Origin of the sequence: Sarcina ventriculi (assembly GCF_900456775.1) — a bacterium.
In the GTDB taxonomy this organism is placed as follows: Bacteria; Bacillota; Clostridia; order Clostridiales; family Clostridiaceae; genus Sarcina; species Sarcina ventriculi.
The window spans coordinates 146665-172715 of record NZ_UAUL01000010.1; the positions used below are offsets into that span (position 1 = coordinate 146665).

Here is a 26051-nt window from a genome sequence, read left to right on the forward strand (position 1 = left end):
ATAAATATATACGTAAATGAATTAAAGATTAATATTGATAAAAATGCCTATATTTCCGATGTTAAGGGAAAATATAAAAATGATGCAGATGTCGTTATTTTAAATGGATTCCCTATTAATAGCAATATTAAATTGAATGAGAATGATAAAGTTACTTTGATAAAAAAAGGAGAGATACCTAAAGAAGATGAACTTGAATTTCTTATGATGGCAAGACATACTCCGGGTGTTTTTGAAAGATTAAAAAAAGCAAAAGTAGCAATAGTTGGATGTGGAGGTCTTGGATCTAATATAGCAATATCTTTAGCTAGAGTTGGGATTGGGGATATTGTGATATGTGATTTTGATATAGTAGAGCCATCTAATTTAAATAGACAACAGTATTTTGTAAAAGATATTGGAAAATTTAAAGTAGATGCTTTGAAGGAGATTTTACTTAAAATAAATCCATTTATAAATGTTAAAACTAACAATGTATTTATAGATAAAGACAATATTGAATATTTGTTTAAAGATAGAGATATAATAATTGAAGCTTTTGATAAAGCTGAAAGTAAGGCTATTTTAGCTAATGTTGTTTTAACAAAAATGCCAGATAAATACTTAATAATGGGATCTGGTATGGCTGGATATTTTGATTCTAATATTATAAGAACGAGAAAGATAAATGAAAAATTTTTTGTTTGCGGTGATTTTATAAATGAAGCTAAGATGGGCTCAGGGCTTATGGCGCCTAGAGTAGGAATTGTAGCGAATCATATGGCAAACGAAGCTGTTAGGATTTTGTGCAAAACTATTTAATTATTTAAAGTTATAAAGCAAAAATTAGGAGGAAAAATACATGGATGATTTAATAATTGGAGGAATTAAATTAAGTTCAAGATTATTTGTAGGGACAGGTAAATATAGTTCAAATGAATTAATTCCAGAGGTTTTAAAAGAAAGTGGTTCTAAAGTCATAACTTTAGCTGTAAGACGTATTGATTTTGATAATAAGGAAGAAAATCCACTAGAATATATTCCAAAGGATACTATACTTCTTCCAAATACATCAGGAGCGAGAAATGCTAGTGAAGCTATACGACTTGCAAGACTTGCAAGAGCTATGGGGTGTGGGAATTGGATTAAAATAGAGGTTATCTCTGACAATAAATATCTTATGCCAAATAATTTGGAAACTTTAAAGGCAACCGAGGTATTGGCTAATGAGGGTTTTGTAGTACTTCCTTATATGAGCCCTGATATATATTTTGGACGTGCTATGAAGGAAGCGGGTGCTGCTGCTATTATGCCTTTAGCATCACCAATAGGAAGCAATAAGGGATTAAAAACTAAAGAACTTATAAGAATGATGATAGAAGAAATCGATGCACCGATAGTGGTAGATGCTGGAATAGGCAGACCATCTCATGCAATGGAAGCGATGGAACTTGGAGCTTCAGCTTGCCTTGTAAACACTGCTATAGCTTCATCAAAGGACCCTAAAGTAATGGCTAGAGCATTTAAATTGGCTGTTGAGGGTGGAAGGCTTGGATATCTTGCAAAATTTGGTGAGATTTCAAGTAGTGCTAATGCATCATCACCACTTACTGGATTTTTAAGATAGGGGATGGAGAATATGAGTTTTTATAAAGTTATAGAAAAATATAAAGATTTTGATTTTAACAACTATTTTAGAAATACTACTATACAAGATGTAAAAAAAAGTATACATAAAGAAAAATTAGACAGTGAAGATTTATTAAATCTTTTATCACCTAAAGCTATAGAATGTTTAGAAGAGATGGCTCAAAGGGCTAATGAATTATCAATTCAGTACTTTGGAAAAGTAGTAAATTTATACACTCCTTTATATCTTGCAAATTACTGTGAAAATCATTGTGCTTATTGTGGATATAATGTAGTTAATAAAATTCATAGGAAAAGGCTTACATTAGAAGAAGTCAAATTGGAAGGGGAAGCTATAAGTAAACAAGGTTTTAAACATCTTTTAATATTGACAGGAGAGAGTAAAACTAAAACACCAGTATCATATATAGCAGAGTGTGTTAGAGTGTTAAAACCAATGTTTCCATCTATTGGGATAGAAGTTTATGCTTTGACTGAAAATGAGTATAAGATTTTAGTAGATGCTGGAGTTGATGGGCTTACTATATATCAAGAAACTTACAATGAAGAAGTTTATGATAAAGTTCACATAAGTGGCCCTAAGAAAGATTATATATTTAGATTAGATGCACCAGAGAGAGGAGCAAAATCTGGAATGAGAGATATTGGTCTTGGAGCGCTTTTAGGTCTTAGTGATTTTAGAGTGGACGCATTCTTTACAGCTCTTCATGGAGAATATATTGCTAAAAAATACAGAGAAGTAAATATTGCTTATGCACTTCCAAGAATAAGACCTCATGAAGGAGAATTTGATGATATAAATAAGGTAAATGATAAAAATTTTGTTCAAATGCTTTTGGCTTTTAAAATATTTAATCCTACAGCTTCAATTAATATATCTACAAGGGAGAGACCAGTGTTTAGAGAAAATTTAATTCCACTTGGTGCTAATAAAATAAGTGCTGGGGTATCAACAAATGTAGGTGGACATGCTATAGAGGATGTTGGAGAAGAACAATTTGTAATAAATGATACAAGGAGTGCTAAAGAAATAAAGAATGTTATAAAATCGTTAGGATATCAAGCTATATTTAAAGATTGGGAGAGAATATAAAATGCTTTATTTGATAACAAATAGACATTTAGTAGACGCTGAAAAATATTATGAAGTTATAAAAACTTTATCTACCTTAGGATTAAAAAGAATAATTTTAAGGGAAAAGGACTTATCTTCAAATGAATTAGAAGATATTTATGTAAATATAAAAAATATAATTGAGGATGATACAAAAATAATAATAAATTCAGATATTGCCTTGGCAAGGCGTGTTAAAGCTTATGGGCTTCACCTCTCATTTAATGATTTTTTAAAATACAAAAAACAAAATTTGAATGATTCTTTTGTATTAGGTGTTTCTGTTCATTCTTTGGATGAAGCAATTTTAGTAGAAAAGCTAGGAGCAGATTATATTTTAGCTTCAAATATATATGAGACTAAATGTAAAGAAGGATTAAAAGGCAAAGGTGTAGGTTTTTTAAGAGAGATAAAGGAAAAGACAAGTATAAAAGTTATAGCACTAGGGGGAATAACCTCTAAAAATATAAATGAAGTTTTAGAGGAAAAAGTTGATGGTGTGGCTATTATGAGTGCTTTTATGGAGAGTCAAAATATTTATGAAGACTTTAAAAATTTTCAATCTATTATAGATAAATATAGCAAGTAATTAAATATAAGAAAAAAGTTTATAGTTTTTAAATGGAGGATTTTTTATGGATTATACAACTCAAATGGATGCAGCTAAAAAGGGAATTATAACAAAAGAAATGGAGGCAGTAGCTTTAAAAGAGGGTATGACTTCTGAGGAAATAAGAAGAAAACTTGCAAAGGGAGTAATTGCAATCCCTGCTAACAAAAATCATAAATCGTTAAACGCAGAAGGGATAGGGGAAGGATTAAGAACAAAAATAAATGTTAATCTTGGAATATCTAAAGATTGTTATGATTATGAAAAGGAATTAGAAAAGGTAAGAGTAGCTTTAGATATGGGAGCCGAATCTATAATGGATTTATCGAATTATGGGAAAACAGAAGAAATGAGAAAAAGAATAATAGAAATGTCAAGTGCAATGGTTGGAACTGTTCCTATGTATGATGCCTTAGGGTTTCATGATAAAGATTTAAAGGATATTACAGTTGATGAATTTTTTGAAGTTGTTGAAAGACATGGACAAGATGGAGTTGATTTCATAACAGTTCATGCGGGATTAAATAGGGAGGCAGTAGAAACTGTAAAGAGAAATAAAAGACTTACAAATATAGTATCTAGGGGAGGTTCTCTTTTATTTGCTTGGATGGAACTTAATAATTGTGAAAATCCATTTTTTGAATATTATGATAGGCTTTTAGAAATATGTGCAAAGTATGATATGACTCTTTCTTTAGGAGATGCATTAAGACCAGGTTCAATTAGTGATGCAACAGATGCATCTCAAATAAAAGAACTTATAACATTAGGTGAACTTACAAAAAGAGCATGGGAGAAAAATGTACAAGTTATAATTGAAGGGCCTGGACATATGGCGATAAATGAAATTCAGTCCAATATGTTATTAGAAAAAAAGTTATGTCATGGAGCACCATTTTATGTTTTAGGACCATTAGTTACTGATATTGCTCCAGGATATGACCACATAACATCAGCAATAGGAGGAGCTATTGCAGCAAGTTCTGGAGCTGATTTCTTATGTTATGTAACTCCAGCTGAACATTTAAGACTTCCAGATTTAAACGATATGAAAGAAGGCATTATAGCTTGTAAAATAGCAGCACATGCAGGAGATATATCTAAAAATGTAAAAGGCGCAAAAGAGTGGGATAAGAAAATGAGTATGGCAAGAGCTGATATTGATTGGGAAAGAATGTTTAATTTAGCAATAGACAGTAGTAAAGCTAGAGAATATAGAGAAAGTTCTAAGCCTCATGATGAAGAGAGTTGTACAATGTGCGGAAAAATGTGTTCTATGAGAACTATGAAAAAGATATTAAATGGAGAACATTTAGAGATAAATAATTAAAATAATTTATATAAAAAGTTTAAATAATATATGTTTTAGATGGATTAGGAGAGATATATTATAAAATAATTATTACTTATAATATATCCCCTATTTTTTATTTTAAATTTAATATTGTTTATATAAAAATAATAAAATAGATAATTTAAAAGGAGAAAATTATGATTAATGGACTTACAATTGCAGGATCAGATAGTTGTGGAGGGGCAGGTATTCAAGCTGATATTAAGACTATGTCTGCTAATGGAGTTTTTGCAATGAGTGTAATAACAGCAGTAACAGCACAAAGTACTCAAGGAGTTTTTAGTATAGAGGATATAAGCTCAAATATGATAAAAAAACAAATTAATGTTATTTTTGATGATATAGATGTAAATGTAATTAAAATAGGGATGGTTTCAAAAAAAGAATCAATAAATGCGATAGTTGAAAGTTTAAGAGAAATTAGAAATTTGCCACCTATTGTTATAGATCCTGTTATGGTGTCTAAAAATGGATTTAATCTTTTGTCAAAAGATGCAAAAGATGCTTTAATTACTAATCTAATACCTTTTGCAACGTTAATAACGCCTAATATATTAGAAGCTGAAGAAATAACAAATGAAAGAATTTTAACGTTAGATGATATGAAAAAAGCAGCAGAAGCTATTTTAAGCCTTGGACCTAAAGCTGTTTTAATAAAAGGTGGACATTTAAAGGGTGATGCTATCGATGTTTTATATGATGGAATAGAATTTACTATTTTTGAAAAAGAAAGAATAGAAAATGATAATACTCATGGGACGGGCTGTACGTTATCTTCAGCAATAGCTGCTAATATAGCTAAGGGAATGTCCTTAAAGGAAAGTGTTGCTTTGGCAAAAGAATATGTCACAAATGCAATAAAGTATGGATTTACTCTAGGTAAAGGGATAGGACCAACACACCATTTTTATAAATTTTATAATAATCAAGGGGAATTTATTATAAAAAAAGAAAAAAATAAATTTGATGATTTAATCGAAAATCATAAAAATAAAGACGAATTTGATTTAAAATCAAAAAAAATATACCTTATAACAGATTATAGATTAGATTTTGATATATTAGTTGAAAAAGTTAGAATAGCTTTAGAATGTGGAATAAAAATAGTTCAGTATAGAGCTAAAGAAAAATCAACAAAGGATATGTGTGCAGAAGCTAGAGTGCTAAAGCAACTTTGTCATGAGTATAATGCAATATTTATTGTAAATGATAGAGTGGACATAGCCCTTGTAGTTGATGCTCATGGAGTGCATTTAGGAAGGGAAGATATGAAAATAAGCGAAGCAAAAAAGATATTAGGAGAAGGAAAAATAATAGGGGCAACTGCACATAATGAAAAGGAAGCACTTGAGGCTATAAGTGAAGGGGCTACGTATTTAGGAGTAGGTGCTTTATATAAAAGCAAAAGTAAAAGCAATACTGTCAATTTATCTATAGAAACTCTTCAAAAAATAAGAAAAATCACGGATAATCCTATTTTTGGAATTGGAGGAATAACAGAAAATAATATAAATAGCTCTTTGAGAGAAAACATAGATGGAGTAGCTGTGATTTCTGCCATTTTTCAAACTAATAATATAAAAAATACTATAAAAGAGATTAATGAAAATTTAAAATAAAATATTGATAAAAAATTAACTATAAAAATATATTTTTATAGTTAATAATAAAAAAATGTAAAATTTAGTAATTTTAATTAATGTATTTTTAAATGTATTTTTAAATATCATTAGAGTTTTAAAAAAATACTAAGATATAAAAGCATTAAAAAATATAATTAAATTACATAAAAAATTACATTTTTTTTACCTTAATAATCCAAAACTTGCTTTTGAAAAAAATATAGTGTATAATGTATACAAAACGAGGGATATTATGACAAAAAATAAGGATAAAAATACATAAAAAAATAAATTAATAAATAAAAACATAATATTCAAATAAGACGCAAATTTTTTATATTTATATAATTAGGGAAATTTATTTAGTACGATTTTTCTATGCAGAAAATTGTAGATTGTTAAAGGTAAGATTAATTTTATGAAAATGCCTAAATGTCGAATTTTAAACATAGCTAGATTGTTAAAAAAGTACTTAAAAAATTAAATTTAAAATTAAAGTTGAATTTTTAGATGGAATTTGTTAAAAAATTTTATTTACTAAGAATTATGAACCCAGTGTTAACTATTTCTGCGATAAATATAAGAAATTCTAAGCAAGTAGGAGGAATTTATAAGTGAAAAGTAATAAAATAAAAAATATGTTAGTGGTAGCATCAGTGGTAATAAGTACTACTCTTGTAGGAAGTACATCAGCTTTTGCAGCTACACTACCATTAAGCAGTTCCGCATCTTTAAACTCTTCGTCGAAACAGAGTTTACAAAAAACTACAACTAAAAACCAATCAAAAACAACGGATAATAACGGTGAAAAAGCACTAACGGATAATACTAAAAACGAAAATATTTCAAAGGTTTCTAATAAAGCATTTAATAGTATAAAAACTTCAGAAGTTTCAACTGCATCAAAAGATACAACTTTATGTGGTGAGATTCAATATGGTGAAGTTTCTAATCTTGGGAATGGTTACACATCATTAAATCTAAGACAAGGCCCTGGCACTAGTTATAATATAATCGGAGAACTTTCAAGTGGTACTAATTTTCAAATAATATCTCAATGTAATAGTAATTGGTATAAAGTACAATATAATGGAACAACAGGATATGTTTATGCACCATGTATATCTATTGTTAGCGGTAATTTAAGTAGTAGTAGTTCAAAAACAGGAACAGTTATAAATCTTAGTGGAGATATACAATTAAATTTCAGATTAGGTCCAAGCACTAATGATACTGTAATAGGTGGCTTGTCAGAAGGTACAACGTTTACTATATTATCAGAAAGTAACGGATGGTATAAAATAAACTATGATGGAACAATTGGATATGTTTACGGTTACTATGTATCTGTAGGAAATAATTCGTCAAGTTTATCAAATTCATCAAGCAATACTTCAAAATCTGGAGTTGTTAGTAATCTAAATAGCGGAGTAGATTTAAATTTTAGATCAGGTCCGAATACTGATTATAGCATAATAGGAGAATTATCAGAAGGGACAAGCGTTACTATATTATCAGAAAATAATGGATGGTATAAAATAAATTATGATGGAACGGTTGGATATGTTTATTCAAACTATATATCAATAGGAAGCGCTTCATCAAATAATTCAACAAATGCTTCAAATAATTCAACTGCAACTGTTTCAAAAACAAGTGTTTCAAAAAGTAATTCATCAAAAAAATTAAGTGATTCAAATGTTTCTAACAATGAAGCTACTAATTCATCAAATAATAATGTTGTAGGAACAAATTATGCAAATAAGGTTTCATATACAGCACCATCTGATTTAGTTGATTTTACAGCATCATATGAGGGATTTTCAGCAACACCTTATTGGAGCGGTGGTTGGACAGTAGGATTTGGACAAAATCATGGAAATTCATATCCACAGAATGTAACTTATCAAGAGGCTTTAAATACACTACAAGGTAGTTTAACTACATACATGAGTCAAGTTAAGAGCTTAACACAAGGATGTAATTTAAATCAAAATCAAATAAATGCTTTAACAGATTTTGCTTATAATTTAGGAATAGGTTCTTTAGAAAATAGTCAACTTCTTCAAGATATAAAAAATGGAAATACAAATGCATCAACCATAATGACAGATTTTCAATCTTGGAGTTATATAGGAGGTTCATTCTCATCAGGACTATATGCAAGAAGAACAGCAGAGGCTCAAATGTTCCTTTATGGACAATATAATGATCACCAATAAGAGCATAAAAATATTTTAAATAATTTTTTAGATTGAAGTATAAAAAAAGGCAATGGTAATTTATCATTGTCTTTTATTTTTTTGAAAATTTAGTGTTTACGTATAAACACTTTTGATGTACAATATAAATGGTGTTTATATGTAAACATAATAAAATTTAAAGGAGAAAAATATGGGAAGTATATTAAAAAAAAATCAAATGTCTTCTGAGGAAATACATAAAAACAGATGGATAATACTTGCAATAGTTGTTTTATTGCCTCTTATGTCTTCTTTAGATAGCAACATTGTAAATATAGCTATTCCGACAATTGAAGCAGATTTAAAGATAAATATGGCTTCAGCTGAGTGGGTTGTTAGCGCTTATCTTATAATAATATCAGCTACAATACTATTATTTGGTAGAATAGGAGATATGAAAAGTAAGGGGTTAGTATTTATAAATGGTATTATAGTATTTACATTAGGATCACTTCTTTGTGGAGTATCTATAAATATTTATTTTTTAGTCGCATCTAGAGTAGTACAAGCAATAGGAGCAGGACTTGTGATGTCAACAAATCAAGGAATAATAACTGCGGTTTTTCCCGTAACTGAAAGAGGAAAAGCACTTGGAATAACTGGTTCAGCTGTTGCACTTGGTGCTCTTATAGGACCTGCTCTTGGAGGAATCATAGTAACATATTTAACATGGCATTACATATTTTTAATAAATGTTCCAATAGGGATAGTTGCATATATTTTAGCTAGAAAATTTATACCAGTTAATATGTCAACAAAGAATGAAAAAATGGATGGAAAAGGTGCATCAACATTTTTTATTGCAATAGTATTTATATTTTCAGCTATAATGGTAGGTCAGCAAATAGGATTTAATGATATTTATATAATTTGTGCATTTATAGTTGGATTTATAGCTTTAGTTATATTTATATTTGTTGAGAGAAAAGAAAAATCACCAATGCTTGATTTGTCGCTTTTTAGAAATTCTACCTTTTCAACAAATTTAATATGTGCATGTATATCTTTTATATCAATAAATACAATAAGTATAATAGAGCCATTTTATCTTCAAGATGCATTAGGGTATAGTGCTTTTACATCAGCTATGATTATGATGTCTTATCCTATTGTTATGTTAGTTGTAGCACCTTTAAGTGGTCATATATCAGATAAGATAGGTAATGGAAAGTTAAATACAATTGGAATTTTAATAACAGGCATATCAATTATAATGTTATCTACATTGAATGTAGATTCTAGTATATTAAAAATAGTATTATTTTTATGTGTATTAGGTCTTGCAAATGGACTTTTCCAATCGCCAAATACAAGCGCTATAATGTCATCTGTACCTAAAAATAAATTAGGAATAGCAGGCGGAACTAATGCACTTATAAGAAATGTTGGACTAGCTATTGGTGTTTCAGTATCAACAACTATTCTTTATGCAGACATGAGTAGACTTGCAGGACACAAAGTTTTAGGATATATACCAGGAAAACCAGATATATTTGTGTCAGCAATGAAAGATGTTTATTTAATGGTATCTGTTCTTTGTTTTATAGCTTTTGTACTTTTTATAATCAATATGATAAGGACAAAGGCAAAGAAAAAAGTTTTACTTTAATATAAAAAATTTAAATACAAGTATAAAAAAAAGATAATGATAAATAATATATCATTATCTTTTTTAGTTTTATTTTGATAAATGGAATTATATTAATAAGTAAAAAGGAGAAAGTATATGTTTAAAAGAAAACAAATGTCTTCTGAAGAAATACATAAAAACAGATGGATAATACTTGCAATAGTTGTTTTACTACCTTTTATGGCGTCCTTAGATAGTAATATTGTAAATATAGCTCTTCCAACAATTGAAACAGAATTAAGGATAAACATGGCTTCTGCGGAGTGGATAGTTAGCATCTACCTTATAATAATATCAGCAACCATATTGTTGTTTGGTAGAATAGGAGATATGAAGAGTAAGACTTTAGTATTTATAAATGGAATTTTAGTGTTTACAATAGGATCATTTCTTTGTGGGATATCGGGGAATATTTATCTATTGGTTGCCTCAAGGGTGGTTCAAGCAATAGGTGCAGCACTTGTAATGTCAACAAATCAAGGGATAATAACAGCTATTTTTTCTGCTGAAGAAAGAGGAAAAGCACTTGGAGTAACGGGAGCTGCTGTTGCCCTTGGTGCTCTTATAGGTCCAGGGCTTGGAGGAATTATAATAACATATTTAACATGGCATTATATATTTTTGATAAATGTTCCGATAGGAGTAGTTGCATATATTTTAGCTAGAAAATATATACCAGTTGAAGTATTAAAAACTACTGAGAAAATAGATGGAAAAGGTGTTCTAACTTTTTTTATTTCGATAGTTTTTATATTTTCAGCGATAATGATAGGACAACAAATAGGATTTTCTGATATATACATAGTGTGTGGATTTATAATTGGATTTTTTGCTTTTGCAGTATTTGTTTATATTGAAAAAAAAGCAAAATCACCAATGCTTGATTTATCTCTTTTTAAAAATTTAACTTTTACAATAAACTTAATAGGGGCATGTATATCATTTATAGCAATAAATACGGTTAGTATAATAGAGCCTTTTTATCTCCAAGATGCTTTGGGATTTAGTGCTTTTTATACATCTATAATTATGATGTCTTCACCAATTATAATGCTTATAGTGGCGCCATTGAGTGGTCATTTATCAGATAAAATAGGAAATGAAATATTAAATATATTAGGAATTTTTATAATTGGAATAGTGCTGATACTATTATCCACATTAAATATTGAATCTAGCGTAGTAAGTATAGTATTATTTTTATCTACATTAGGTTTTGCAAATGGTTTATTTAAATCTCCAAATACAAATGCTATAATGTCATCTGTCCCTAAAAATAAATTAGGAATAGCAGGAGGAACAAATGCGCTTATAAGAAATGTAGGTCTTGCAATTGGTGTTTCGGTATCCACAACATTTCTTTATAAATATATGAGTAAACTTGCAGGATACAAGGTTTTAGGTTTTATACCTGGAAAGCCACATATATTTATATTTGCAATGAGGGATGTTTATTTAATGGTATCTGTTCTTTGTTTTATAGCTTTTATACTTTTTATAATAAATATGATAAAAGTAAAGATAACAAGAAAAAAGGAGTTATAAATATAAAAGTTTTAATAATAGCTTATTTAGGGTATAATAAAATAAAAAAAGCTTATCATATTTTTCTATGGTAAGCTTTTAAATATTTAAATGAAATTTATTTAAGGAGAATTATATGACAACATTTAAAAGTTTAGGTCTTAGAGAAGATATAGTAAATTCATTAAAAAATTTAGAAATAGACAAACCAACTGAAATACAGGAAAAAGCAATTCCTATCGTATTAAATGAAAAAAATTTAATAGCTCAATCTGAAACTGGGACAGGAAAGACTTTAGCTTATATTTTGCCAATAATAGAAAAGATAGATGACACTAAAAAAGACATGCAATGTATAGTTGTAGCACCTACATACGAACTTGCTATTCAAATAAATAATACTTTAAATGATTTAAAGAGAGGTATGAATAGAAAAATAACATCTTTAAGTCTAGTTGGAAGTGGAAATATTTCAAGACAGATTGAAAAGCTTAAAGGAAAACCTCATATATTAGTAGGATCTAGTGGAAGAATATTGGAACTTATAAAAAAAAGAAAGATTTCAGCTCACACAATAAATTTTATAGTTATGGATGAAGGAGATAAACTTTTAGATTTTAATTATATAGAGGAAGTAAATGCTATAATAAAATCGTGTAAAAGAGATGTTCAAAAGCTTCTATTTTCAGCTACTCTAACGGAAAAAACTTTAGAAGTTGGAAAAAAGATTTTAAAAGATTGTGAAGTTTTAAGTATTAGAGGAAAAAATCAAGTAAATGAAAATATAATTCATGGATATTTTTTAGTTGAAGAAAGAGATAAAATAGATTACTTAAGAAGAATAATTCATGCCACAAAAGCAGAAAAATTAATAGCATTTATAAATAATAATTATGATATAAATATAATGTTAGAAAAATTAAGGTATCATAAGATAAAAGTAGAGTCATTACACGGAAATAATAAAAATAGACAAAGACAAGAGGCTTTAGAAAAATTTAGAAAAGGAGAAGTCCAAGTTTTAATAGCGTCAGATGTAGCTTCTAGAGGACTTGATATAAAAGGAGTCAGTCATATAGTAAATTTAGATATACCAAGAGATTATAAAGATTATCTTCATAGAGTAGGTAGAGTTGGGAGATGTGGAAATAAGGGAATAGCGTATTCTTTAGTAAACTATAAAGAAGAAAAGACTGTTTTATCATATGAAAAAAAATTAAAGATAAAAATTCCTAGGTTATATATGTATGATGGACAAATATCAGATGTTAAGGTTGTGAAGCCAAAATTTAAGAAAAAAACTACTAAATTAAAGGTTAAAAGAAAAAACTAATTAAAAAATGATTGGATTTAAGGAGATTCATTATGAGAAATGAGGATTATTTAAACAGATATTCAAAAGAAGAGGAGTTAAAAGTTATAGAAAAGGCTAGAAAGAAAAAGGGATTAACTTATGAAGAACTTGCAAGGAGAATAAATGTAAATAAGGTATGGCTTGCTAGTGCTTTTAAAGGTCAACAATGGGTTCCAGAGGAATACATTAAGCTATTAGAAAAAGAATTAGAATTAAATACAGAGGTTTTTGATGTTCTTAGGGAACATCCATATAAGGCAGATACTGATCCTATTCTTTATAGATTGCATGAGGCATTAGATACATATGGACCTGCAATAAAAGAAATAATTCATGAAAAATCAGGGAATGCTATAATGAGTGCTATTGATTTTGGAATAGATGTTGAAATAGAAAAAGACTCTAAGGGAGATAGAGTTATTATAACAATGAATGGAAAATTATTACCATATAGTAAACAAGGAAAATATCCTTGGTAAAATAAAAAGGCTGTCTAGGAATTAGGCAGTCTTTTTGTGTGCTTAAATTACAATTTATCAGTAAAAAGCATAAAAATTATGTAAATTATTATTTTTTCTTTAAGACTTTTCTAGCAAATACTGCAAGAGATATTATAACTGCTATAGAAAAGCAAAAAGCAAATATAACTAGTATTTTAACTGCTAAAGGCATAAAAAGCACCTCCTAAAATAAACAATAATAAAATTTTACTCTAATTAAATAAACTTTTCAATAATTTAGATATTTATAATTTAATGGAATAAAATATGAAAATTTATAATATATATTTTACATAATATTTTAGGAGGGAATTTATGGAGAATAAAGTGGGTAAGAAGGCTAATTTAACTATAATATTTTTAGCGATGTTAATTTTTTCAGTAACTATTTATTGTGCAAAGACAATAAATGAAGAAAATATAATAATATTATTAAGTTTGATATGTGTTGCTACATGGGTTTGTATAGGACTTAATTTTAGAAAAGGCAATATAAAATCTCGTGAAATGTTAAGACGAGATATTAAAGAAAATTATATTGTGGGGAACACTTTGAAAAATGAAGATAATGTACTACAATCTATTTTTCAAGAAGATGAGTGTAGAGTCACTATGCTTAAGAAAGCTATGGAAGCTACTGTAATGCTACTTGATAGAGAAAATAGTATATTAGGTACTGCGGTGTTTATAAATAATGAAGGAAATCTTTTAGCAAATGGATATAAATTAAATAAAGATGGTAATTTAGTTCAATTTGAATGTGGGGACAGGTTATATTGTAAGTTTTATAATTCAGATAAAACAATAGAGGGGATAGTAGAAAAAGTTTTCAAAGATAAAGAAGGAAATTTATTTTCAATGATTTCTATAAGTTTAAATGATTATACAAAGTATTTATCCCTTGGTGATTCAAATGATTTAGGGATTGGAAATAAAGTATATGCAGTATGCCCTTTTGAAGAAAACAGAAATATAAATGTAGTGGAAGGGATAGTAGCTCAAATAAATCAAGAATATAAAATTGGTTCTGATAATATATTTAAAAGCAACAATTGTATTTTATATAATGGTATAGCAACTAAAGCATCACTTGGTGGTCCTCTTTTAAATGTGAGAGGGGAGATTGTTGGATTATTGCTTGGAAAATGCGAAGATTATGAGAGGTTAAGCTTTGCAATTTCAATAAATAATATAAAGGATATTATAAATAATGAAACTTCTGATAGTGTTATAGATGAAGTTGCATTAGATAAAAGCATTGTATAAAGAGTTAATAATTAAGTTTTTAAAGGGGATAGATATATGGTAGATAAGAAAGAAAAATATATAAGTGATTTAACTAAAAAGCTTATAAATCAAGGCGTTCAAGTAATGGATGGAGTGTCTGGAAAAATGGGTAAAAGAGGATCTGGAGTTATAGTTGATAATGATGGACATATATTTACAACTTATGAGTTAGTAGGAGAATTAGAAAATTTAAGTCCTATAGTTACGTTAAATACAGGAGAAGAAATAATAGGGAAGGTAGTATATAAAAATAAAAATAATAATTTAGCAATAATAAAAATTAATAGAATTTTTGATGAAAGTTTAGTTGCAAATTTTGGGAATGAAAATGAAGCTTTCATAGGTAGTCACGTTATTGTAGTCAGACAAATATATAAAAAGGATGAAAACATAATAACTTTAGGCAATATTATAAATAGTATGAGGCAATATAAAACTTTAGATATACATTATAATGCCAAAGTAAATGGTTATATAGAAGAAGAAAGCAAAACAGTTACCCCAAAGGGATTAATAGAAATTTTAGCAGAAACAGATAAGTATGCTTGTGGTGCAGGAGTTTTTGATGTAAAAGGAAATCTTATAGGTATGATTTCAAAACAATTAATAGATAAATGTACTAATAAGGAGTCAAATGTTATGTCTTTAGCAACTCCAGTTAGTATAATGAAAGAAATTTTTTCAGATTATAAAATTGAAAATTTGATGATAAACAATATGAGTATAAATGAGTATTTATAAACTTATTTTTCCTTTTGTAACTAAAAGGACATAAAAAAGTGATATAATATATCATATAAAGTAGATTATTATATGATTAATATAGAGTTAAGGTAGGGAGAAGGTTATGGAAGGAAAAATTTTTGAGTTAAAGTGCGGAACTATTGTAAATATAACTAGTAATAAAATAATAATAGAGAGAAAAAGTGCTAAAAGTAAGTTTAAAGGAATATATGCAAGTGAAGGCAAAGAGCAGGTAATGATAAAGTTATCAGCAATATCTAATATAATATTTGATGTTGATTTTTTGATACTTTGCGGCCTAGGGCTTCCAGTTCCTAGTGATTTTAGAGATTATAATAAACCTGATATAAAACAATATCCAAATTGTATTGTTGGAACATATGATGAATTAAAGCCAATTTATGATTATTTATTAAGCTTAACTTAAAAGCAAAAGAGACAAAATGATTATTTTGTCTCTTTAATTTTTTAAGAATTAAAGGAAGGTATACTATGGAATATAAATATAGAAGAACATCAAAAGAATAACCAAAATAATAATTATATGATATAATTATTAATAATTATTTCTTATTAATAATATATATTAAATTTAGAAAATACTAAAGAAATGAAAGAGTTCTTATTTTATGATATAATATTCTTTATGTATTAAAGGATTAGGGGGTATAATGTGATATTACTTTTAGGAATTAAAAAAAATACGAGTTTAGATGTAAGAGCAGAATTTGCAATAGCACCTAGTAGACAAAAGATATTAGTAAAGAGATTAAAAGAAGATTTTAAAGAAGCTGTAATACTATCCACTTGCAATAGAACAGAGATATATATAAATGCAGATGATTCTTTAGAAGATAATTATATAGTACATAAAATATTTGAAGATTTGCAATGGGATTATGAAAAGTTATCACCCTTTGTATTTTTATTAAAACAAGATAATGCAGTATATCATCTTATGGAAGTTGTATGTGGTTTTCATTCAAGGATTTTAGGTGAAGATCAAATCTTAGGACAAATAAAAGATAGCTATATATTAGCTAAAGAAGAAGGGGTTTTAGGTTACGAACTTCAAAAACTTTTTGAAGAAGCTTTATCATGTGGTAAAAAGTTTAGAACTGAATGTAAGATATTTGAAGTTCCAGTATCATCAGTTTCAATATCTATAACTAAAGCTCTTAGTATTAATGCAAAAAAGTTTATGGTATTAGGATATGGTGAAATGGGAAAACTTGCAGCTAAGTATATTTTAGGGCATAATATCGATAAGTTATATATAGTTGTAAGAAATAAGGATGTTGTTAATGATATAGAAGATGATAGGTTATCTGTTATATCATTTGCGGAAAAAAATAAATTTTTAAATGAAGTTGATGCAGTTATAAGTTGTACTGCTGCAACGCATACATTAATAAATAAAGAGGATATAGATGTAGAGGGAGATAGTATATATATTTTTGACCTTGCTGTTCCGCGTGATGTAGATTCAAAGGTTTCTGAAATAGATAGGGTTAGGCTTTATGATTTAGATTACATAAGCTCTATAGATGATAGAAATAAAGCAGTTAGAAAAGAAAGAATGGAGAGTTACAGATATATAATAGATGAAAAAATAGGGGAATATAATGTTTGGCTAAATACTAGAAAACTAGGCCCTATAATAAAAATGCTTAAAATGTCTGGAGATGAAACTTATCTACAAAGAGCTAAAACTTTCGCAAATAAGAGCAAGGGTAAAGAAGATTTAAAGCTTGCTAAAACTCTTATAAAAAGCGCATCTCATACATATATAAATAAAGCCATAGATGTATTAAAGGAAGAATCTTTAAAGGGAAGGCAAAAGGAATGTTTAGATATAATAAGTAAAATATTTTTACAAGATTAAGAGAGAGGGATACATATGAGTATAGTAATTGCAACTAGAAAAAGTAAGTTAGCACAAGTGCAAACCGAAATAGTTATGAAAATTTTAAGTGATAAGTTAAATTTAGATAGTGAAAAATTATTAATAGTTACAGAAGGAGACAAGAGGCTTGATGTAGCTTTGGATAAAATAGGGGGTAAAGGTCTTTTTGTAAAAGATATAGAACGTGCACTTTTAGAAGGTAGAGCACACTGTGCAGTTCATAGCATGAAAGATGTGCCATATCAATTAGAAGACAGTTTTTCTTTGATTTCTATGCCAGATAGAGATGATATAAGAGATGTTTTTGTATCTTCAAATGGGGTTCATTTTGCTGAACTAAGAAAGGGTGCCAAAATAGGAACAAGTAGTATAAGACGAGAAGCTCAAATAAAACTTCTAAGACCTGATTTAGAAATTGTCCCAATAAGAGGAAATGTTCAAACTAGACTTAAAAAGATGGAAGAAGAAGGAATGGATGGAATAATATTAGCAGCTGCAGGTCTTAAAAGGATGAATATGGAAAATATAATAACTGATTATTTTGATCCTAAAATGGTAATACCAGCTATTGGTCAAGGTGCAATTGGAATAGAAGTAGCTAAAACGTGTAAATATAATGAATATTTTAAGGAATTAGATAATAAAGAAGTAAGAATTACTGTAGATGCTGAGAGAAGCTTTATGAAAGCTTTAAATGGAGATTGTCATAGTTTTATAGGTTGTTATACTAAAATAGAAGGATTAGACCTTTATATGATGGGAACTTTTATGGTAAATAATAAAATAATAAAAAAAGATATTTTAGGAAATAAAGAAGATAATATTTTACTTGGAGAAAAATTAGCTAAAAAAATATTAAGTGTGTAAATTTAAGAGGTGAAAAATATGGATAATAAAGTTTATATAATAGGAACAGGCCCAGGGGATGAAGAACTTTTAACATTAAAGGCAGTAAAGGCATTAAAAAAATGTACAGCTGTTTTGTATGATAGATTAGTTAGTAATAATGTTTTAAATTATTTAAGTGATGATTGCGAAATATATTATTGTGGAAAAGAACCAGGATGTCATTACAAAACTCAAGAAGAAATAAATTCTATGATAGTGGCATTAGCAAAAAAAGGTCATACTGTAGGTAGAATTAAAGGAGGCGACCCGTATGTATTTGGTCGTGGAGGAGAAGAGGTTCTAGCATGTGTAGATGAAAATATTAAATTTGAAGTTGTGCCTGGTGTAACATCACCTATATCAGTTTTAAATTATGCAGGAATTCCTATAACTCAAAGAGCTATGGCTCAAGATTTTCATATAGTTACAGGAATGTCAGCTGGTACTTCTAAAATGAATTGGGAGGCTTTATCTAAAGAAAATGGAACCTTAGTATTTATGATGGGGCTTAATAATTTAGAACTTATTGTAGAAAATCTGATTCAAAATGGAAAAGACATAAATACTCCGTGTGCTGTTGTTATGCGTGGAACGTCTTCAAAACAGAAAAAAGTTATAGGGACTTTAGAAAATATAAAAATAAAGGTAGAAGAAGCTAAGCTTAAATCTCCTTGTATTATAGTAATTGGAGAAGTTGTAACATTAAATGAAAAATTAGCTTGGTATGAGCATACTCCTTTATTTGGAAAAAATATTTGCGTCACAAGATCAAGAAATCAATCATCTAATTTAAAATCAAAATTAAGAGATTTAGGAGCTGAGGTTACAGAAATAAACTCTATAAAGATAGTAAAAACACCTAAAAACTTAGATAATTATTTAGAAAAAATAAGTTTTTATGATTATATAGTTTTGACATCAGTAAATGCTGTTGAAACATTTTTTGATTATATAGTTGATAAACAAATAGATGTAAGAAGTATAAAAGCAAAATTTGCTGTTATAGGAAAAGAAACTAAAAAATCTCTTATGAGACGTGGAATAATACCATTTGTAATGGCTAGAGAATTTTATGGAGAAAGTTTATTTGAAGCTTTAAAACCACATTTAAATAAAGGAGACAAAGTATTAATGCCTTGTTCGTCATTAAGTAGAGATTATTTAAATGAGGAAATTTCAAAAGTTGGAGCAATAGTTGATAGAGTTCATATATATGACAACGTATGTGGAGAGGCTAAAAATCCAAAAGCTTTTGATGAAGTTGATGTAGTTTTGTATACAAGTCCAAGTACGTTTAATAATATGGTTGATATAGTTGGGTTAGATAAAATAAAAGAAAAGATAAACATAGCTATAGGACCTCAAACATTTAAAGCATTAGAGCAAAAAGAAGTTAATGGATTTATGTGCAAGGTTCATACAGAAGATGGGCTTTTAAAAGAAATACAAGATATATTAAAATAAATTTTTTAAAATAATTTCAATGCAAAGGAGATAAAAATGTTTAAAAGAGGTAGAAGATTAAGAGTAAATAATGAAATTAGAGATTTAGTTAGAGAAAATACTTTATCTGCTAGTGATTTTATATATCCTTTATTTGTAGTTGAAGGAGAAAATATAAAAAACGAGATATCATCTCTTCCAGGAAACTATCATGTATCAATTGATAGATTAGACGAAGTGGTAAAAGAAATTTTAGAGGCTAAAGTAAAAGGAGTAATACTTTTTGGTATACCAGCACACAAGGATGCTTGTGGAACAGAAGCTTCAACAGAAGATGGAATAGTTCAAAAAGCTGTTAGAAAAATTAGAGAGCTAACAGATAAATTATTAGTTATAACAGATGTTTGTATGTGTGAATATACAGATCATGGACATTGTGGAATATTAAATGATAAAGATGTAGATAATGATAAAACATTAAAGCGCTTAGGAGAAATAGCATTATCACATGCAAAGGCAGGGGTACATGTTGTGGCTCCATCTGATATGATGGATGGAAGAGTTGAATATATTAGAGAAGTATTAGATAAAAATGGTTTCGAATATGTTTCTATAATGGGATATTCAGCTAAGTATTGTTCAGCTTTTTATGGGCCATTTAGAGAAGCGGCTGATTCAACTCCAAGTTTTGGAGATAGAAGAACATACCAAATGGATCCTGCAAACACTAGAGAGGCTTTAAAAGAAGTTCAATGGGATGTAGAAGAAGGGGTTGATATGGTTATTGTGAAACCAGCACTTTCTTATTTAGATATAATGCACCAAGTGAGAAGCAATTTTAATGTACCAGTTGTAGCATATAGTGTAAGTGGAGAATTTGCTATGGTGAAGGCTGCAGCTAAAATGGGATGGATAGATGAAAAGAAAATAGCGTTAGAAATGTTGTTATCTATGAAGAGAGCTGGGGCAGATATGATAATAACATATTATGCTTTAGAGGCTTCTAAGTGGCTAAAAGAAAATTAAAATAGAGTCAAATAAATGCTATATCTAGTTTGATATAGCATTTTTGTTTGATTTTGCTTTTATTAAATTCTTAGATATCATAGAATATAAAAACTGTCCATAAAATTTTTTAAACATATTAATTTTACTATTTGGATAAAAATAAAGTTCATTCCAATTATTCTCTATCCAAAAGGCCTTGTCCAAAGAAAAAATATTCATGGCTAAAGCTTTTTGTACACTAAAGTAAGAAACATCTTTAAATGAAGGTGTATACTCAGCTTTATTACAAACGATGTTCATAAAAGTAGATAATTCATCAGAAGTTAGAGGTTTAGAATGTATCTTACTACCAATTCTAAGGGCATGGCCACAAGAAAATACTCCCCATTGTCTTAAAGATTCCTCAATAGATTTTAATGTGTTTTTGGCACCAGAACCTTGAGTGTTTATAATTAAAAAACTAGGTTTTCCAGCTATATCACTTCTATGAAACCATACACATGTTCTGTCAATAAAGGCTTTTAAAATTCCACTCATGTTATTTAAATATACTGGAGTGCCTATTATAAAGCCGTCACATTTCTTTAGTTTTTCCATTAAAATATTAACATCATCATTTAAAACACAATATCCTTTTAAAATACAACATTCACATCCAATACAAAAATTTATTTTATAATCATGCAAATTTATTATTTCTGTATTAAAATCATGTCTTTTTAAATTTTCTTCTGCTTGAAGCAAAAGATTATACGTATTTTTTTTGCGTTTACTACAATTTATAAGTAAAATATTTTTCATTTAAATTGCTCCTTATTTAAAATTAATTAACTATATTATACACTATTTATAATAATAATGTAATTTAAAATAGAGGATAGATAGAGCTATCTACAAACTCTATTTATCCTCTAAAGAATTATTTATAGTAATTTCTACTTTAACAATACGTTTCTTATTAACTTCTTTTATTTCAAATATTATATCCTTGTAATTAACAATACAGTCATCATCTTTTTTAGGAATATATCCTATAAGTTTTATTATAAATCCGCCTAAGGTATCATAATCATCAGACTCTGAGTCTAAATTTATATGAAGTTTTTCATTAAGTTCATTAATAGATATAAGACCGCTAGCTAAAAATGTATTTTTGTTTATATTCTTTAATAGGATTTCTTCATCATCAAATTCATCACCAATATCACCCATTACTTCTTCGATCAAATCTTCAATAGTTACAATTCCAGAAAAGCCACCATATTCATCAATTAAAATAGCCATATGTTTTCTTGAAATTTGAAGTTCTTTAAATAATTCATCAATGTTTTTCATTTCAGGTACAAAGTAAGGTGCATGTAATATGTTTCTTAAGTTTACGTTATCAAACCCTACTTTGTATGCCTCGCACAAAAAATCTTTCATATATAAAATCCCTATTATATTATCAATATTTCCTTGGAATATTGGAATTCTAGAATATTTTTCATTTAACAGACTATTTAAATAAGTATTAGCACAATCGTCAATATTAATCATATATACATTGGTTCTAGGAGTCATGACTTCTTTTGCAAGCTTATCATCAAATTCAAATATGCTGTTTATCATATCTTTTTCTGTTTCATTTATAACTCCATGTTCCTGCCCAACATCAACTAAAGACTTAATCTCTTCTTTTGAAACTTTTTCTTCTAAATTTTTACTGTTTACATTAAACAATCTTATTAAAAAATTAGTTGAGATTGACAAAAGTTTTACAAAAGGTATTGTGATTTTTGATATAAGCATAATTGGTTTAACAGCATACATGGCTATTTTTTGAGAATTTTGAAGAGCCAATCTTTTAGGGAGCAGTTCTCCAAAAACCAAAGTAATATAAGATAAAATTATAGTAACCACAATTAAAGAAATTTCGTGAGCGTAAGGTATATTTAATGTTTCTAAAGAATTTCCAAATACATTTGATATGCCAGTTGCTGCTGATGCACTTGAAAAAAAACTAGCTAAGGTTATTCCAACTTGTACAGTAGATAAAAATTTAGTTGGTTCTTGCAAGAGCCTTTCTATAAGTATGGCATTTTTGTTTCCTTCCTCTGCTAAAACTTTTATTTTATTTTTATTTAAAGATACAATAGCCATTTCACTTGCGGAAAAAAAGGCGTTTATCAAAGTCAATATTAATATTAAAATAAATTGAAAAATAAGAGAATTAGCCTTAAAAGAACTATTCATAGGTATTCCTCCTAAAAGTGTAATTTAAGAATAATTATAGAATACCCAATATTTTTATTTATTAAACAGAGAAATATCTAATAAGATAAATAACATTTATGATAAAAATAACGAAAAACGTAGAAAAAGCTAGATATATTAAATTTTATTAATAAAAATAAAATAAATTAACCATATATTAAATACAATATATATTGACTGTATTTGTGGGTAGTATTACAATAAATACATAACAAAAGAAAAACTAATTTAATTAGGTGATATCCTTGGATAGATATGAGTTAGAATTGCAAGAAAAATAAGAAAATTTGCAATAAAGGTTGTAAAATGCTATAAAGGCAAAGGACCTGATAATGTTAAAGTTAAAATTAATGGTGGCACTATAACTATAGAAGTTAGAGGAATATTATCTAAATTGTCTGATATCCTTGTAAAACAGGGAGCAAGAGATATAGTTATGGATTATTGGAAGTATATTAAGCCACATTTAGAAAAAGAATTTTTGCAAGAAGCCTGTGATATTATAGGTGGAGGATTCGACTACAGTTGGGAAGTTAAAAACTTGGAATTAGAAGATAATGAAAGAATTGTAGTTATAAAAGTAAATAAACATTGATTGGATTAAAAAGAAAGATTATATCTTAGCTTTTAGATAAGTCAGTGCAAAACATTAAATCATTAAAAGTTTATAAAAATAATTTTAATTTTTATAAGTTTATTTTTGATTTTATAGTATGTTTTTGTGCTGACTTTTTAATTTATATATGAAATACATAAAAAATAATATTAAGGAGAGATGTGAAATGAGAACAAAAGTGTTAGAAACATGTCCATACTGTGCTAGTGGATGTCAATTATATCTAATAGTTGAAGATGGAAAAGTAATAAAAGCAGAACCAGCAGATGGTAGAACAAATCAAAAAACATTATGTCTTAAAGGACATTATGGATGGGATTATTTAAATGATCCTCAAATATTAACAAGGAGATTACAATCTCCAATGATAAGAAAAAATGGTGTATTAGAACCAGTATCTTGGGAAGAAGCTATAAAATATGTAGCTGATAATCTTTCAGCTATAAAGGAAAAGTATGGACCTGATTCAATTATGATGACAGGATGTGCAAGAGGCTCAGGGAATGAAGCCAATTATATAATGCAAAAATTTGCAAGAGCAACAATTGGAACTAATAATATAGACCACTGTGCAAGAGTGTGTCATGGTCCTACATTACCAGGTCTTGTTTATTGTTTAGGTGATGGTGCTATGTCAAACTCAATAGAAGAAATAGAAGATACTGATTTAATATTTGTTTTTGGATATAATGGCGCAGATAGTCATCCAATAGTTGCAAGAAGAATAGCTAAAGCTAAAGAAAAAGGAGCTAAAATAATAGTAGTTGATCCAAGACAAACTGAAACTTCAAAGTTTGCAGATCTTCAATTATACATAAAGGGCGCAACTAATATGGCTCTTGTTAATGCATTTGCACATGTTTTAATAGAAGAAAAATTATATAAAGAAGATTATGTTAAAAACTTTACAGAAGGATTTGAAGAATATAAGAAAATAGTAGAAAAGTATACTCCAGAGTATGCTGAAACTATAACAGGAATTAAGGCGGACGAAATAAGACAAGCTATAAGAGAATATGCAAAAGCTAAGAATGCAACAATTCTTTATGGAATGGGTGTTTGTCAATTCTCACAAGCAGTTGATGTTGTACGTGGATTAGCTTCTTTAGGTCTTTTAACAGGAAATTATGGTAGAGCAAATGTTGGTATAGGACCTGTTCGTGGTCAAAATAATGTTCAAGGTGCTTGCGATATGGGAGCGCTTCCAAGCTATCTTCCAGGTTATCAAAAATTTACTGATAAAAAGATAAGAGAAAAATTCGAAAAAGCTTGGGGAGTAAAAATTCCAACAGAAAAAGGTGAGTCTTTAACAGAAGTACCAAAACTTGTTTTAAAGGATAAAAAGCTAAAAGCTTATTACATAATGGGTGAAGATCCAGTACAAAGTGATCCAAATGCTGCAGAAGTTAGAGAAGCTTTAGATGAATTAGAGTTTGTTATAGTTCAAGATATATTTATGAATAAAACAGCTCTTCATGCAGATGTTATATTACCTGCAACAGCTTGGGGAGAACATGATGGAGTTTATTCATCAGCAGATAGAGGATTCCAAAGAATAAGAAAAGCTGTAGAGGCAAAGGGTGATGTTAAAACTGATTGGGAAATCATATGCGAAATATCAACTGCTATGGGATATAAAATGGCTTACAAAAATACAGAAGAGATCTGGAATGAACTTATAGATCTTTGTCCTACATTCACTGGTGCAACTTATGAAAAGATGGAGAAATTAGGAGGAGTTCAATGGCCTTGTACAGATAAATCAGATGCTGACAAAGGAACTTCATATCTTTATAAGGATAATAAGTTCACAACTCCAAGTGGAAAAGGTGTATTATTTGCATGTGAGTGGAGAAAACCAGGTGAGGAAGTAGATGATGAATATCCACTTAGCCTTTCAACTGTAAGAGAAGTTGGACATTATTCAGTTAGAACAATGACTGGTAATTGTAGAGCATTAAGAGCTTTAGAGGATGAACCAGGACGTATACAAATGAGTATAGAAGATGCTAAAGAACTTGGAGTAAAAGATGGAGAATTAGTTAGAGTAACATCTAGAAGAGGTTCAGTTATAACTAGAGCATCAGTTTCAGAGAGAATAAGAAAGGGCTCAACATTTATGACATATCAATGGTGGGTTGGAGCTTGTAATGAATTAACAAATGATGCATTAGATCCAATTTCTAAAACACCAGAATTTAAGTATTGTGCTGTAAAAGTAGAAAAAATGGAAAATCAAGAAGAAGCCGAAAAAGAAGTAGAAAAAGAATATAATGAAATAAGAAGAAAAATGGGAATAAAAATAAGATAAATTAATACTATA

At 28.3% G+C, this 26051-nt stretch carries 22 protein-coding genes and 1 pseudogene; 21 read left to right on the forward strand and 2 right to left on the reverse strand.

The features are described 5' to 3' along the window. From thiF to hemB, 19 genes and pseudogenes are all read left to right on the forward strand, one after another. Positions 1 to 801, forward strand: a complete 801-nt coding sequence (gene thiF, locus DR020_RS10040; RefSeq protein WP_055257349.1) for a sulfur carrier protein ThiS adenylyltransferase ThiF — start codon at positions 1 to 3, stop codon at positions 799 to 801. Between the two features lie 40 nt (positions 802 to 841). Further along, positions 842 to 1606 (forward strand): thiazole synthase, encoded by a 765-nt coding sequence (locus tag DR020_RS10045; protein WP_055256959.1) that lies wholly within the window; start codon positions 842 to 844, stop codon positions 1604 to 1606. Positions 1607 to 1618: 12 nt separating this feature from the next. Next, on the forward strand, positions 1619 to 2722 hold the full coding sequence (gene thiH / locus DR020_RS10050) for a 2-iminoacetate synthase ThiH (protein WP_112365855.1): 1104 nt from the start codon (positions 1619 to 1621) through the stop codon (positions 2720 to 2722). A gap of 1 nt (position 2723) precedes the next feature. Further along, entirely contained in the window at positions 2724 to 3332 is a 609-nt protein-coding gene (locus DR020_RS10055; RefSeq protein ID WP_055256957.1) for a thiamine phosphate synthase, read from the forward strand. A 46-nt stretch (positions 3333 to 3378) separates the two neighbouring features. Further along, positions 3379 to 4683: a phosphomethylpyrimidine synthase ThiC gene (gene thiC, locus DR020_RS10060; RefSeq protein WP_112365856.1), complete on the forward strand. Its 1305-nt coding sequence runs from the start codon at positions 3379 to 3381 to the stop codon at positions 4681 to 4683. Between the two features lie 161 nt (positions 4684 to 4844). After that, positions 4845 to 5627, forward strand: a pseudogene (thiD, locus tag DR020_RS12505) (bifunctional hydroxymethylpyrimidine kinase/phosphomethylpyrimidine kinase); the annotation flags it as partial. Between the two features lie 111 nt (positions 5628 to 5738). Beyond that, positions 5739 to 6326, forward strand: coding sequence for a thiamine phosphate synthase (thiE, locus tag DR020_RS12510; RefSeq protein ID WP_265327482.1), 588 nt, complete (start codon positions 5739 to 5741; stop codon positions 6324 to 6326). A gap of 617 nt (positions 6327 to 6943) precedes the next feature. Continuing rightward, complete coding sequence (locus DR020_RS10070; RefSeq protein WP_112365857.1) at positions 6944 to 8551, forward strand: SH3 domain-containing protein; 1608 nt, start codon at positions 6944 to 6946, stop codon at positions 8549 to 8551. 172 nt (positions 8552 to 8723) lie between these two features. Next, positions 8724 to 10181 carry an MFS transporter gene (locus DR020_RS10075; RefSeq protein WP_112365858.1) on the forward strand — a complete coding sequence of 486 codons (1458 nt, stop codon included), beginning with the start codon at positions 8724 to 8726 and terminating at the stop codon, positions 10179 to 10181. A gap of 117 nt (positions 10182 to 10298) precedes the next feature. Further along, the gene (locus DR020_RS10080; protein WP_235865689.1) at positions 10299 to 11747 is read left to right on the forward strand and encodes an MFS transporter; all 1449 of its coding nucleotides are present in this window, start codon (positions 10299 to 10301) and stop codon (positions 11745 to 11747) included. A gap of 115 nt (positions 11748 to 11862) precedes the next feature. Beyond that, positions 11863 to 13059: a DEAD/DEAH box helicase gene (locus DR020_RS10085; RefSeq protein ID WP_112365859.1), complete on the forward strand. Its 1197-nt coding sequence runs from the start codon at positions 11863 to 11865 to the stop codon at positions 13057 to 13059. A 32-nt stretch (positions 13060 to 13091) separates the two neighbouring features. After that, positions 13092 to 13559 carry a cyanase gene (gene cynS, locus DR020_RS10090; RefSeq protein ID WP_055256951.1) on the forward strand — a complete coding sequence of 156 codons (468 nt, stop codon included), beginning with the start codon at positions 13092 to 13094 and terminating at the stop codon, positions 13557 to 13559. A gap of 336 nt (positions 13560 to 13895) precedes the next feature. Further along, positions 13896 to 14846 (forward strand): S1 family peptidase, encoded by a 951-nt coding sequence (locus DR020_RS10095; protein WP_112365860.1) that lies wholly within the window; start codon positions 13896 to 13898, stop codon positions 14844 to 14846. 36 nt (positions 14847 to 14882) lie between these two features. Then, on the forward strand, positions 14883 to 15608 hold the full coding sequence (locus DR020_RS10100; RefSeq protein ID WP_055256948.1) for a S1 family peptidase: 726 nt from the start codon (positions 14883 to 14885) through the stop codon (positions 15606 to 15608). 106 nt (positions 15609 to 15714) lie between these two features. Next, a complete protein-coding gene (locus DR020_RS10105) occupies positions 15715 to 16038 on the forward strand; it encodes a hypothetical protein (RefSeq protein WP_055256947.1) in 324 nt (107 codons plus the stop codon). Between the two features lie 246 nt (positions 16039 to 16284). Continuing rightward, positions 16285 to 17496, forward strand: coding sequence for a glutamyl-tRNA reductase (hemA, locus tag DR020_RS10110; RefSeq protein WP_112365861.1), 1212 nt, complete (start codon positions 16285 to 16287; stop codon positions 17494 to 17496). A 15-nt stretch (positions 17497 to 17511) separates the two neighbouring features. Then, positions 17512 to 18384 (forward strand): hydroxymethylbilane synthase, encoded by an 873-nt coding sequence (hemC, locus tag DR020_RS10115; RefSeq protein WP_112365862.1) that lies wholly within the window; start codon positions 17512 to 17514, stop codon positions 18382 to 18384. 18 nt (positions 18385 to 18402) lie between these two features. After that, on the forward strand, positions 18403 to 19869 hold the full coding sequence (cobA, locus tag DR020_RS10120; RefSeq protein WP_055256940.1) for a uroporphyrinogen-III C-methyltransferase: 1467 nt from the start codon (positions 18403 to 18405) through the stop codon (positions 19867 to 19869). Between the two features lie 36 nt (positions 19870 to 19905). Next, positions 19906 to 20874 carry a porphobilinogen synthase gene (gene hemB, locus DR020_RS10125; RefSeq protein ID WP_112365863.1) on the forward strand — a complete coding sequence of 323 codons (969 nt, stop codon included), beginning with the start codon at positions 19906 to 19908 and terminating at the stop codon, positions 20872 to 20874. A gap of 24 nt (positions 20875 to 20898) precedes the next feature. Here hemB and DR020_RS10130 read toward each other — a convergent pair whose 3' ends face one another. Both DR020_RS10130 and DR020_RS10135 read right to left on the reverse strand, forming a co-directional pair. Then, complete coding sequence (locus DR020_RS10130; protein ID WP_112365864.1) at positions 20899 to 21657, reverse strand: flavodoxin family protein; 759 nt, start codon at positions 21655 to 21657, stop codon at positions 20899 to 20901. Positions 21658 to 21756: 99 nt separating this feature from the next. Continuing rightward, positions 21757 to 23091 carry a hemolysin family protein gene (locus DR020_RS10135; RefSeq protein ID WP_112365865.1) on the reverse strand — a complete coding sequence of 445 codons (1335 nt, stop codon included), beginning with the start codon at positions 23089 to 23091 and terminating at the stop codon, positions 21757 to 21759. Between the two features lie 298 nt (positions 23092 to 23389). Between DR020_RS10135 and DR020_RS10140 the strand changes: the two genes are divergently transcribed. Both DR020_RS10140 and fdhF read left to right on the forward strand, forming a co-directional pair. Continuing rightward, the gene (locus DR020_RS10140) at positions 23390 to 23707 is read left to right on the forward strand and encodes a Na-translocating system protein MpsC family protein (protein WP_265327745.1); all 318 of its coding nucleotides are present in this window, start codon (positions 23390 to 23392) and stop codon (positions 23705 to 23707) included. 187 nt (positions 23708 to 23894) lie between these two features. Continuing rightward, entirely contained in the window at positions 23895 to 26039 is a 2145-nt protein-coding gene (gene fdhF, locus DR020_RS10145; protein WP_112365867.1) for a formate dehydrogenase subunit alpha, read from the forward strand. The last annotated feature ends 12 nt before the right edge of the window (positions 26040 to 26051 follow it).